This window comes from Aeromonas aquatica, from assembly GCF_000764655.1.
GTDB classification, from domain to species: Bacteria; Pseudomonadota; Gammaproteobacteria; order Enterobacterales; family Aeromonadaceae; genus Aeromonas; species Aeromonas aquatica.
In genome coordinates, this window is sequence record NZ_JRGL01000097.1 from 1 (window position 1) to 12,010 (window position 12,010).

Annotated in this window: 12 protein-coding genes and 1 pseudogene; all 13 read left to right on the forward strand. The window is 63.3% G+C overall.

Features of this window, described 5'->3' with window-relative positions:
- Positions 1 to 295: 295 nt before the first annotated feature.
- The 13 genes and pseudogenes from fliE (at position 296) to fliQ (ending at position 11,993) form a co-directional block, all read left to right on the forward strand.
- The gene (fliE, locus tag LG30_RS0111270; protein ID WP_033130848.1) at positions 296 to 613 is read left to right on the forward strand and encodes a flagellar hook-basal body complex protein FliE; all 318 of its coding nucleotides are present in this window, start codon (positions 296 to 298) and stop codon (positions 611 to 613) included.
- A 43-nt stretch (positions 614 to 656) separates the two neighbouring features.
- A complete protein-coding gene (gene fliF, locus LG30_RS0111275) occupies positions 657 to 2,363 on the forward strand; it encodes a flagellar basal-body MS-ring/collar protein FliF (RefSeq protein WP_033130810.1) in 1,707 nt (568 codons plus the stop codon).
- A complete protein-coding gene (gene fliG / locus LG30_RS0111280; protein WP_033130811.1) occupies positions 2,356 to 3,417 on the forward strand; it encodes a flagellar motor switch protein FliG in 1,062 nt (353 codons plus the stop codon). Before fliF ends, fliG begins: the two co-directional genes overlap by 8 nt.
- 69 nt (positions 3,418 to 3,486) lie before the next feature.
- Positions 3,487 to 4,290, forward strand: a complete 804-nt coding sequence (gene fliH / locus LG30_RS0111285; protein ID WP_033130812.1) for a flagellar assembly protein FliH — start codon at positions 3,487 to 3,489, stop codon at positions 4,288 to 4,290.
- A 255-nt stretch (positions 4,291 to 4,545) separates the two neighbouring features.
- Positions 4,546 to 5,877 (forward strand): flagellar protein export ATPase FliI, encoded by a 1,332-nt coding sequence (gene fliI / locus LG30_RS0111290; protein WP_033130813.1) that lies wholly within the window; start codon positions 4,546 to 4,548, stop codon positions 5,875 to 5,877.
- Positions 5,878 to 5,904: 27 nt separating this feature from the next.
- The gene (gene fliJ / locus LG30_RS0111295; protein ID WP_033130814.1) at positions 5,905 to 6,345 is read left to right on the forward strand and encodes a flagellar export protein FliJ; all 441 of its coding nucleotides are present in this window, start codon (positions 5,905 to 5,907) and stop codon (positions 6,343 to 6,345) included.
- Between the two features lie 90 nt (positions 6,346 to 6,435).
- Positions 6,436 to 8,370 (forward strand): flagellar hook-length control protein FliK, encoded by a 1,935-nt coding sequence (locus LG30_RS0111300; protein ID WP_033130815.1) that lies wholly within the window; start codon positions 6,436 to 6,438, stop codon positions 8,368 to 8,370.
- 57 nt (positions 8,371 to 8,427) lie between these two features.
- On the forward strand, positions 8,428 to 8,937 hold the full coding sequence (fliL, locus tag LG30_RS0111305) for a flagellar basal body-associated protein FliL (RefSeq protein WP_033130816.1): 510 nt from the start codon (positions 8,428 to 8,430) through the stop codon (positions 8,935 to 8,937).
- Positions 8,938 to 8,947: 10 nt separating this feature from the next.
- Positions 8,948 to 10,018, forward strand: coding sequence for a flagellar motor switch protein FliM (gene fliM / locus LG30_RS0111310; RefSeq protein ID WP_033130817.1), 1,071 nt, complete (start codon positions 8,948 to 8,950; stop codon positions 10,016 to 10,018).
- Positions 10,019 to 10,067: 49 nt separating this feature from the next.
- Positions 10,068 to 10,463: a flagellar motor switch protein FliN gene (gene fliN, locus LG30_RS0111315; RefSeq protein ID WP_025326247.1), complete on the forward strand. Its 396-nt coding sequence runs from the start codon at positions 10,068 to 10,070 to the stop codon at positions 10,461 to 10,463.
- A complete protein-coding gene (gene fliO, locus LG30_RS0111320; protein ID WP_033130818.1) occupies positions 10,460 to 10,837 on the forward strand; it encodes a flagellar biosynthetic protein FliO in 378 nt (125 codons plus the stop codon). The genes fliN and fliO overlap by 4 nt, the downstream gene beginning before the upstream one ends.
- A pseudogene (gene fliP, locus LG30_RS0111325) lies at positions 10,824 to 11,696 on the forward strand (flagellar type III secretion system pore protein FliP). Before fliO ends, fliP begins: the two are co-directional and overlap by 14 nt.
- 27 nt (positions 11,697 to 11,723) lie before the next feature.
- Complete coding sequence (gene fliQ, locus LG30_RS0111330) at positions 11,724 to 11,993, forward strand: flagellar biosynthesis protein FliQ (RefSeq protein WP_033130820.1); 270 nt, start codon at positions 11,724 to 11,726, stop codon at positions 11,991 to 11,993.
- Positions 11,994 to 12,010 lie beyond the last annotated feature (17 nt).

Consider the following 12,010-nt stretch of genomic DNA (forward strand, 5'->3'; position numbering starts at 1 on the left):
AAGCTGAGCAGTGGGAAGAGAGACAGCAGGTGTTGAAAGGCTTGGGTATCCATGATGGTGGCCCTCAGGGTGATGACCTATTTCAAGGTTAGCCTTTCAACACGTAATTGGGACAGAGCCATTTTTATGCCCAGGATCCGCTCATTTTGATGAGTTCCGCTCAGTCCCAGGCCCACCACAGAGCCAGGTTCGTCTAAATCCTGACCACTCGCCGACACGCCCCACAGGATCTGCATTCATTGGCACTCTAATTGCTTAGTGGCAGTCAGCGTCAATGATTTGTCTGGGGATGAAGATGGAAATAAGTGCAAGCAGCCTGATGCAAGAGATGCAGGCGCTCAAGGTCGAAGCCGGCGCCACGCCGCTGAGCCAACCCGGTCGTCAGGTTAATTCGGATTTTGGTCAGATGCTGCAACAGGCGCTAGACAACGTCAACGAGCTGCAGGGCGGCGCCAATGATCTGCGCACCCGTTTCGACATGGGTGACAAGTCGGTGGACCTGTCCGAGGTGATGATCGCCGGGCAGAAATCCTCCATCGCCTTCGAGGCGACGGTACAGGTGCGTAACAAGATGGTCGATGCCTACAAGACCATCATGAACATGCCGGTATAAGGGTCAATAAACCGTGAACATGTCAGCAATAAGGACCTAACTCGTGGCAACTGATCAAAACGGCGACCTGCTGATCAACAGCGAGGGGGGCGCGGCCCTCGACGAGCACGAGCAGAAGAGCTCGGCGCTGGGCTTCTTGTCCAACACCGATGTGTTGCGGCAGATCACCCTGATCCTGGGGTTGACCATCTGTCTGGCCATCGCCGTCTTCATCCTGCTGTGGGGCAAGGAGCCGGAGATGCGTCCGCTCGGCACCTTCAACACCCAGGAGCTGGTCTCCACCCTCGACTATCTGGATCAGCAGAAGATCCCCTATCAGGTCGAGGGCAAGAGCGTGCTGGTCAGCGCCGAGAACTATGGTGACATCCGCCTGCGTCTGACCCGGGCCGGACTGGCTGGCAACAGCGACGTCAGCAACGATGGCGAGTCCATCCTGCTCAAGGACTCCAGCTTCGGCGTCAGCCAGCGCATGGAGGGGGAGCGCCTCAAGCTCAGCCGCGAGCGCCAGCTGGCGAGCGCCATCGAGCAGTTCCAGAATGTGGCCAAGGCCCAGGTGCTGCTGGCCATTCCCAAGGACAACGTGTTCGCCCGCAACGAACGCAAACCCAGCGCCACCGTGGTGCTGAGCCTCAAGGGCAGCGCCCTCGGCCAGGGGGAGGTGGACTCCATCGTCGACATGGTCGCCTCCGCCGTCCACGGCCTCGAACCGACCCGCGTCACCGTGACCGATCAGAACGGTCGCCTGCTCAACTCCGGCTCCCAGGATCCGCTCTCCGCCCAGACTCGCAAGGAGTTTGCGATGCAGCAGAAGCAGGAGCTGGAGTACAAACAAAAAATTGACGCCATCCTGATCCCGGTGCTGGGGGCTGACAACTACACGGCGGAGGTGGATCTCTCCCTCGACTTCTCCCAGCAGGAGCAGACCCGCAAGACCTACAACCCCGACCTGCCCGCCGTGCGCTCCGAGATGACGGTGGAAGACAACAGCGGCACGGGCAGCAATGGCGGCGTGCCCGGCGCGCTCTCCAACCAGCCTCCGGCCGCTTCCAGCATTCCCCAGCAGGCGACGGGCGCCGATGCGGAGTCAGCCTCCAGTGGTCGCTCCCGCAAGGAGGCGACCCGTAACTTCGAACTGGATACCACCGTCAGCCATATCCGGCGCCAGCAGGGCGGCATTCGCCGCATGACGGTGTCGGTGGCGGTGGATTACAAGGCCACCCCGGGCGCCGATGGCGCCGTCACCCGGGAGGCCCGCAGCCAGGCCGAACTCGATACCCTGCGTCGCCTGCTCAGTGGCGGCCTCGGTTATGATGTGACCCGGGGGGATACCCTGGAGGTGGTCGCCATTCCGTTCAACCGCCCCGAACTCGAGGCCATGGCCGATACCCCCGTCTACGAGCAGCCCTGGTTCTGGCGTGCGGTGCGCATCGCCGCCTCGGTGCTGGTCATCATAGTGCTGATCGTGACCGTGGTACGGCCCATGCTCAAGCGCCTGCTCTACCCGGATGCACGCCCGGAAGGGGAGCTGGATCTGGACAACAGCATAGTGCTGGGTGGGGATGACGAGCTCAGCCTGCTGGCGGCGCAAGCGGAAGCCGAACCCGTGTTCGGGGTGCGTGACGGCCATCTGAAGCTGCCGGATCTGCACCGTGACGAAGACTTGCTCAAGGCGGTGCGTGCGCTGGTGGCGAATGAACCGGATCTGGCCGCTCAGGTCATTAAAGAATGGGTAACGAACCGAGATGCCTGAAGAGAAGAAAAACCAAATCACCGGTAACGAGATTACCGATGTGCAGCGCCAGATCCTGGATCAGATGCCCGGGATGGAGATGGCCGCCCTGTTGATGCTGAGCCTCAACGAAGAGGATGCGGCCCAGATCTTCCGCCACCTCGAGCCCAAGCAGGTGCAGCGGCTCGGCATGTCCATGGCCTCCATGTCGGACTTCAGCCACGATCGGGTGGCGGCGGTGCACCGTCAATTTATCGAAGACATCCAGAAATACACCAATATCGGCATCGGCAGCGAAGACTTCGTGCGCAAGGCCCTGGTGGCGGCGCTCGGCGAGGACAAGGCCAGCAACCTGGTGGATCAGATCATCCTGGGGTCCGGTGCCCGGGGTCTCGATTCCCTCAAGTGGATGGATGCGCGCCAGGTGGCCAGCATCATCCAGAACGAACACCCGCAGATCCAGACGATCGTGCTGTCCTACCTGGAGCCAGAGCAGTCGGCGGAGATCCTGAGCCAGTTCCCGGAGCAGGTGCGCCTGGATCTGGTAATGCGCATCGCCAACCTCGAAGAGGTGCAACCGGCGGCGCTGCAGGAGTTGAACGACATCATGGAGAAACAGTTCGCCGGTGCGGCCGGGGCTCAGGCCGCCAAGATGGGCGGTCTCAAGGCCGCCGCCAACATCATGAACTACCTCGACACCAACATCGAAGGCCAGCTGATGGACTCCATCCGCGACTCCGACGAGGAGATGAGCCAGCAGATCCAGGATCTGATGTTCGTGTTCGAGAACCTGATCGACGTGGACGATCGGGGCATCCAGACCCTGCTGCGGGAAGTGCCGGGGGATCTGCTGCAACGGGCGCTCAAGGGCTCCGACGATCAGATGCGGGAAAAAGTGTTCAAGAACATGTCCAAGCGGGCCGCCGAGATGCTGGCGGACGATCTGGAGGCCATGGGGCCGATCCGGGTCTCCGAAGTGGAGGCGGCCCAGAAGGAGATCCTCTCCACCGCCCGTCGTCTGGCGGATGCGGGCGAGATCATGCTGGGCTCCGGTGGCGGCGAGGAATTCCTCTAAGCCATGCAGCCTAAACCGTGTGATGATATCGCCCTGTCATCTGGTCGTCGCGAGGAGCGTCTCTAAAGCATGAATAACAACAATAACAAGCTGCGCGGCTATGTCAGGCCCGAGGCGGACGCCGATCAGGTCGAGGCCTGGGGCTGGCCCGAGATGGAGGTCGAGTCCGAGATCCAGGTCAATGCCCTGGGGCTTGGCCCGGACTGGTACCGGCAGGAGCAGGAAGCCGAGGCTCCCATCGAAGAGCCCGAGGAGGAGCCGGCTCCCAGCATCACAGCCGAAGAGCTGGAAGCCATTCGCCAGGCCGCCTGGGAAGAGGGCATGCGCGATGGGCGGGAGGCCGGTTTTGCCAAGGGGCTGGAGGAGGGCAAGCTGGAAGGCTTGCAACAGGGTCATCAGGCCGGTTTGGAGCAGGGCAGGGAAGAGGGGCTCGCCCTCGGCCAGGAGCAGGTGGAGCAGCAGATTGCCCACTGGCAGGGACTGGCGGATCGTCTCGCCAACCCGCTCAGCGAGCAAGACAGTGCGGTGGAGCAACAGCTTATCGCCCTGGTGCAACAGCTGGCCCGCGCCCTCATCCGCCATGAAGCGCAGACGTCCCCCAAGCTGCTGCTCGAGGCGCTCAAGCAGGGGCTCTCTCTGCTGCCCGCCGCCGAGCATGGCGTGACCCTGATGCTGCACCCGGACGATGTCACCCGGGTCGAGCAGGCCTTCGGCGCCGAGGAGTGTGCCAAGCGTCACTGGCGGCTGCGTAGCGATCCCACCCTCTCCCCCGGCGATCTGCAACTGGCCACCGAACTCTCCAGCATCGATCTGACCCTCTCGGGACGCATCGATCAGCTGCTGCGCAACTTCCTGCGCGACAATGCCGAGTAACCCTGTGGGGCTCTTTATCGGGACGTCGCGCCGCTGCGCGGCATCTCCCAGCGTGACAATGCCGAGTAACGGCATGTTCCGTGCTCTCTACGAGGCATCGCGCTGCTGTGCGGCATCTCCCAGCGTGACAATGTCGAGTAACCCTGTGCTCCGGCTCTTTATCGGGACGTCGCGCCCCTGCGTGGCATCTACCTGCGTGACAATGCCGGACAATGGCATGCTCCGCCATCTTTCCCCTTTCTCTCTGGAGGCGCGATGACAGCGTCCTTGCTCAATCGGCTGCAAGGCTATCGGGTGCGCGATGTCGCCCCCATTCCACCGGTGGCGGGCAAGCTGACTAGGGTGGTGGGGCTGACGCTGGAGGCCATCGGCTGCCGCGCCGCCATCGGCGCCCTCTGCCGCATCGATACCCAGGATGGTGCCCTGGAGGCCGAGGTGGTGGGCTTCTCCGGCGATCGCCTGTTCCTGATGCCGAGCGAACAGCTCAAGGGGGTCATCCCCGGTGCCCGGGTGGTGCCCATCACCGAGGATCACGGCATCCCGGTGGGCATGAACCTGCTCGGCCGGGTCATCGACGGCATAGGCCAGCCCCTGGACGGACTCGGCCCCATCATCTCCTCCCAGACGGTGCAGTTCGCCCAGCAACGGATCAATCCGCTCGCCCGCCGTGCCATCCATCAGCCGATGGATGTAGGGGTGCGCGCCATCAACGCCGTGCTCACCGTGGGCCAGGGCCAGCGCATGGGGCTGTTTGCCGGCTCCGGCGTCGGCAAGTCGGTGCTGCTCGGCATGATGACCCGTGGCGCCGCGGCGGACGTGGTGGTGGTCGGCCTCATCGGCGAACGGGGCCGGGAGGTGAAGGAGTTTATCGAGGAGATCCTCGGGGCCGAGGGGCGCGAGCGCGCCGTGGTGGTGGCGGCCCCCGCCGATGCCTCGCCGCTGATGCGGCTCAAGGGTTGCGAGACGGCGCTCGCCATCGCAGAATACTTCCGCGAGCAGGGCCTCAACGTGTTGCTGCTGATGGACTCCCTCACCCGCTACGCCCAGGCCCAGCGCGAGATTGCCCTGGCGGTGGGCGAGCCACCGGCCACCAAGGGCTACCCGCCCTCGGTGTTTGCCAAATTACCGGCGCTGGTGGAGCGGGCCGGCAACGGCAGCGACGGCCAGGGCTCCATCACCGCCTTCTTCACCGTGCTGACCGAGGGGGACGATCTGCAGGATCCCATCGCCGATGCGGCGCGGGCCATCCTCGATGGCCACATAGTGCTGGCGCGGGAGCTGGCGGATGCGGGCCACTATCCGGCCATCGACATCGAGAAGTCCATCAGCCGGGTCATGCCCATGGTCACCTCGCCGGAACACATGGAGCTGGCGCGTACCTTCAAGCAGTTCTACTCCCTCTATCAGCAGAACCGGGATCTCATCACCATAGGCGCCTACAGCCAGGGCTCGGATCCCCGCATCGACAGGGCCATCATCCAGAAACCCTATCTGGATCAGTTCTTGCAGCAGAAAATGCGCGAGGTGATTCCCTACGACGAAGGCCTGCAATCCCTGCACATGGTGGCCATGCCACTGATGCGCTGATGAGATGAACCGGATGGGAGTGTTGGAATGAGTAAAGGCTTGGAGTTGTTGGCCACCAGGTTGGTCGAGGCGGAGCAGCAGGCGGCCATGGCGCTGGCCAAGGCCCAGCAGGATCTGAAGCTGTTCATGGATCAGCAAGAGGCGCTGAACCAGTATCGCCAGATCTACCACCAGCAATGGACAGACCGGGGCCTGCAGGGGATCACGCCCCAGCAGAACAGCCAGTATCACGCCTTCATCAGCAAGCTTGAGAATGCGGCGACCCAGCAGTACCAAGGGGTGCTGCAGGTGCGCGAGGCGCTGGCATTGTGTCGCACCCAATGGCTGGAGGCCCAGCAGCGACGCAAGGCGGTCGAGCTGCTGCTCGAGAAACAGGCGGGACGGGTGCGCCAGAAGGCCCAGCGTCAGGAGCAGAAGATGCTGGACGATTACGCCATCATGCGGCGCTATCACCATTCTGGCCTGTAACTTGCTTCCGTTTTCTTTATCGTGATAAATACGCGGTGACGGGGCGACGTCGATGTCGCCGGCCACCGGATTGTCGTCAGGGATCCCCGCATGATACAGACCCAGTTGCTCAAGGCCGCCATCCAGGCCACCCCTGCCGACAGCGGCACGCCGTCGGCCATGCTCCAGGGCAATGAGGCCGAACTGCCACTGCAGGGGGATGGCAAGGCCGCGTTTGCCGATGCCATGGCCAGGGCCCAGCTTGTCGGCAAGGGGGCGCCAGCCGCCCAAACTGGCGAACAGCCCCCGATAGCGATAGCGCTGGATGCCAAATCTTTGGCGACCGACGGGACTCCCGTCGCGACGCAGCCAACGTCTGACAAGAGCGACGAGACCGAGCTGCCCCCCGATGATTTTCTGCAGCAGTTGCAGGCCTCCCTCAGACAGGATGTGAGCCTGGTGGTCCCTCCTGCGCCCCTGGTGACCCAGACGGCGGTGCCGACGGCGCCGGTCATCGACGGCAACGACTTGCCGTCCGAGTCGCAGCCGGTGTCACTGGCTGACGTCGGCAAGCCCACGGTTACGACCGGCGCCGCCACGCCGCAGGCGCTCTTGCAACCGGCGGCCGAAGGGCGAGGCACGGGCGAGACCCTTGCTCAAGGTGCAGCAGCTCCAGACGCCGAGGCAGGCAAGAGCGACAAGGGGAGTGCGCCTGTTGCCGGACTTGGCAAGGGGGCTCAGGCTCTTGCCCTGCCTGTCGACGCTCTGGCCGCAGATCGGGCTGCCCAGTCAAAAGAGCAGGCCACCAGCCAGGCAGAGAGGCTCGAGGCTGCCGCGCCGAAAGCCGTCCCACAGCCGCTGTCCGGTCAGGATCGGGCCGCCTTGCTGGCCAAGGTGATCCCCGCGGACGCCGAGCCGGTGGTAGACGCGAGCGTGCTACCCAGGGCGGGCAAGCCGGTGCAGCCTATTTCGGCTGAGCACGCCGCCCATGGCGCTCAGGCAACTTCAGGGGCGCACGGCGCCCAGGCGAGTGTGGCCAAGGCCTTTGGCGAGGGGCTGGTCAGGGTGGATACCAGGACAGACACCAGCGCCAATGCCACCCCGGATGGCACCAAGTCCGGCGATGAGAGCAGCCAGACCAGAGCTGCCGCCGAGCAGGAGGCCAAGCCGGGGCAGACGCCGGCAGCCAAGTCCGAGACCACTGCCGCCGCCCAGGGCGCCGCTGGGAGCGGGGCGCCTACACCCGCCGGCGCGGATCCCGAGCCGGTACTGACGGCGCCACCGCAGATCCTGGCGAGCCACGAATCCCAGGGGCCGCAAGCCTCGCTGACGGCCCTGTCGGCCGGTATTCAGCAGATGGAGGCCGAGCCCGCGGTCGCGGTCAGGGCGGCCGTCGAGCTCAAGCAGACCGACATGAAGCTAAAACTGGATGAGTCCGGTACGCCTGCGCTGGAGACCAAGTCGGTCGAGCAGAGCGAATCGACTCCGGCCCCGCAGCATGCACAGACCCAGCCCGGCGAGAGCAGACCTGCGGCCGAAATAGCGGCCAGGCGGGAGGCTCAGAGTCTGCCGCACCTCAAGCTGGCGACCCCGGAAGCACCTGAGCAGTTGCACCAGAAGGTGAACCTGATGCTGACGGACAAGTTGCAGCAGGCGGAGCTCCAGCTCGATCCTCTGGGGCTTGGCAAGATGAAGATCCAGATACAGATGGGGGCTGACAACCAGGCCAGCGTCCACTTCGTGGTGCAGCATGGCCAGACCCGGGAGATGCTGGAGCAGGCCATGCCACGTCTGCGGGACATGCTGGCGGGGCAGGGGATCCAGCTCGGTCAGACCCAGGTCCAGCAACAGTCACAGCAGCAGGCGCAGCAGGGACAACAACAGCAATCCCAGGGCCAGTCGGCCTTCAACGGTCAGGGTCAGCAGAGTCAGCAAGAGGGCGGATCTTTCGGCGGCAGCGGCCAGGGGAAGGGAGATAATACGGCCCGTGCCATGAGTCTGCTGGTGGAATCGACAAACGACAGCGGAATTGATTTCTATGCTTGATGCCTGCCTGAGTAAGTTTATGATATCGAACCAGTTTAGGACCAGGGTGGACAAGGGATGGCAGACGATAACGAACTGACGCTGAAGGACCCGGCGGCAGCCAAGAAAAAGAAGCTGATCATGATAGTCGCCCTCGCCGTCATCGTGCTGGGGGGCGGCGGCGCCGGTGCCTGGTTCATGCTGGCGGGCGGGGACAAAGCCGCGGTCGCCGCGACCGAGGAGGCCAAGCCACAGGCCAGCACGCCACAGCCATCGCTCTATGTCGCCATGCTGCGCCCCTTCGTGTTCAATGTGGCGGGTGGGCAGCGAGATCGGCTGGTGCAGATCAAGATCCAGCTGATGGTGCGCGGCGCCGCCGACGAGGCGCTGGCCAAGCAGAATGCTCCCCTGATCGAAGGCACCCTGCTGCGGGTCTTCAGCGCGGCCACCGCCGAGCAGCTGATGACCTTCGAGGGCAAGGAGAAGCTGCGTCAGGATTCACTGGAAGAGTGTCGCCGGGTGCTCAATGACCTGGTCTCTTCCCCCGTAATAGAACAAGTGCTGTTTACCGGCTTTGTCATGCAATGAAAGGTGAAGCGTGAGCGATCTGTTAAGTCAGGACGAAATTGATGCCCTGTTGCACGGTGTCGATGATGTCGAAGAGGAAGAGCTAGGGGCGGCCGGGGATCCCGGCATCGCCCAGTTCGATTTCTCTTCCCAGGACCGTATCGTCCGTGGCCGCATGCCGACCCTGGAGCTGGTGAACGAGCGATTCGCCCGCCACATGCGCATCAGCCTGTTCAACATGATGCGGCGCACCGCCGAGGTCTCCATCAACGGCGTGCAGATGCTGAAATTCGGTGAATACGTGCACACCCTGTTCGTGCCGACCAGCCTGAACATGGTGCGTTTCCGTCCCCTCAAGGGCACGGCGCTGATCACCATGGAGGCCCGCCTGGTGTTCATCCTGGTGGAGAACTTCTTCGGTGGTGACGGCCGCTACCACGCCAAGATCGAGGGACGCGAGTTCACCCCCACCGAGCGGCGCATCATCCAGATGCTGCTCAAGCTGGTGTTCGAGGACTACAAGGATGCCTGGGCGCCGGTGATGGACGTGGGCTTCGAGTATCTCGACTCCGAGGTCAACCCGGCCATGGCGAACATCGTCAGCCCCACCGAAGTCATAGTGGTGAGCTCCTTCCACATCGAGCTCGATGGCGGCGGCGGCGACTTCCACGTGGCCATGCCTTACTCCATGCTGGAACCCATCCGCGAGTTGCTCGATGCCGGGGTGCAGAGCGACAAGGGCGACACCGACGTGCGCTGGAGCAAGGCGCTGCGCGACGAGATCATGGACGTCAAGGTGGAGCTCAAGGCCAAGCTGCTGGAGACAGAGCTGACCCTGCGGGATCTGATGGAGCTCAAACCCGGCGACATCATCCCGGTGGAGATGCCGGAGAACCTGCTGGTCTACGTGGAGGACTTGCCGACCTTCCACGCCAAGATGGGGCGCACCAAGGAGAACGTGGCGCTCAAGATAGTCGACAAACTCAAACGCCCTGACGGGGTCAAGACAGAGATGCATCTGGTGACCCGTGGGGGCGTGCGCATCGATGGCGAGGCCGAGCTGGAAGAGCTCGAGCGCAGCATCGAAGACAAACACTCTTAACAGACCCGTCGTATCAGACGCGGGTCACGAAGCAGCATAAGGAAGCAAGATGAGCGGAACCGATGACGAGCAGGATTTGATGGCAGATGCCTGGGCGGCTGCGCTGGAAGAACAGGTGACGGCCGAGGCCAAGCCCGCCCCGCTGGAGGAGCTCAAAGACGATGCCCCCATCAGCGCCGAGGAGCGCCGCAAGCTGGACACCATCCTGGACATTCCGGTGACCATCGCCATGGAAGTGGGCCGCAGCCAGATCAGCATCCGCAACCTGCTGCAGCTCAACCAGGGCTCGGTGGTGGAGCTGGACCGGGTCGCCGGCGAGCCGCTGGACGTGCTGGTCAACGGCACCCTGATCGCCCACGGCGAGGTGGTGGTGGTGAACGACAAGTTCGGTATTCGCCTGACCGATGTGATCAGCCAGATAGAACGGATCAAGAAGCTCAAATGAATCTCGTTTTCCCGTTGCTGCTGTTGTCCTTCCCCGCGCTGGCCGAGGGGGGCGTCAATCCCCCCAGCATCACCTCCTGGCTGCTCTCCAGCCTGATGGTGATCGGCCTCATCCTGGTGCTGGGCTTTTTGCTCAAGAAGAGCAAGCTCACCCAGGTGATGGGGGGCGGCCAGATGAAGGTCATCGCCACCCTGCCGGTGGGTTACAAGGAGAAGCTGATGGTGGTCAAGGTGGGCGAACAGCAGTTGCTCATCGGGGTGACGCCCCAGCAGGTCAACTTTCTCTATCGCCTGGAGCAGCCGCTGGACGAGAGCCAGCCTCAGGCGTTCTCCCAGCAGCTCGGCAAATTGATGGGCAAGCATGAAAAAAGCTAACTGGATTGGGTTGCTGGGCCTGTTGTCCGTGTTGCTGTCGCCACTGGCCCTGGCCCAGGACGGCATGTCGGCGCTGACCGTCAAGACCATGGCGGATGGCAGTCAGGAATACAGCCTGACCCTGCAGGTGCTGGCGCTGATGACCGCGCTCTCCTTCCTGCCGGCCATGGTGATCATGATGACCTCCTTCACCCGGATCATCGTGGTGCTCGGCATACTGCGCCAGGCCATTGGCCTGCAGCAGAGCCCGTCCAACCAGGTGCTGATCGGCATCGCCCTCTTCATGTCCTTCTTCATCATGTCGCCGGTGCTGGATCGCATCAACGACGAGGCGCTGCAGCCCTATCTGGCGGAGACCATAGGCGCCAAGGAGGCGCTGGAGAAGGCCGAGCTGCCCATCCACCAGTTCATGCTGGCCCAGACCCGGGTCAAGGATCTCAACACCTTCATGGAGATAGCGAACGTGCAGGTGGACAAGCCGGCGGACGTGCCGCTGCGGGTGCTGATCCCGGCCTTCGTCACCAGCGAGCTCAAGACCGCGTTCCAGATAGGCTTCATGCTGTTCCTGCCGTTCCTGGTCATCGATCTGGTGGTCGCCAGCATACTGATGGCCATGGGGATGATGATGCTCTCCCCGATGCTGGTCTCGCTGCCGTTCAAGCTGATGCTGTTCGTCATGGTCGATGGCTGGAACCTGATCCTGGGATCCCTCGCCAACAGCTTTGGTCTGGGAGCAGGATGATGTTCTCCTCCGGTGCCGCCCTCACTGCCCTTCAGGCTGATGCTGGTTGTCATGGTGGACGGTTGGAGCCTGATCCTGGGATCGTTGGCCAACAGCTTCGGATTGGGCGCCGGCTAAGCCGGTCAATGGAAAGGAGCCGATAAGATGAGTCCGGAAACCTTTGTCGATGTGTTTCGCGAGGCACTCTGGCTGGTGACCATCATGGTGTGCGCCGTGATCCTGCCGAGCCTGATGGTGGGGCTCGTCGTCGCCATCTTCCAGGCCGCCACCTCCATCAACGAACAGACCCTGAGCTTCCTGCCCCGTCTCATTGTCACCCTGCTGGCGCTGGGGGCGGGCGCTCACTGGGGCCTGCAGAGCCTGATGGACTTCTTCCAGCTGATGGTGAGCCAGATCCCCGAGGTCGTCGGCTGATGCCCGTGTCGGCATTC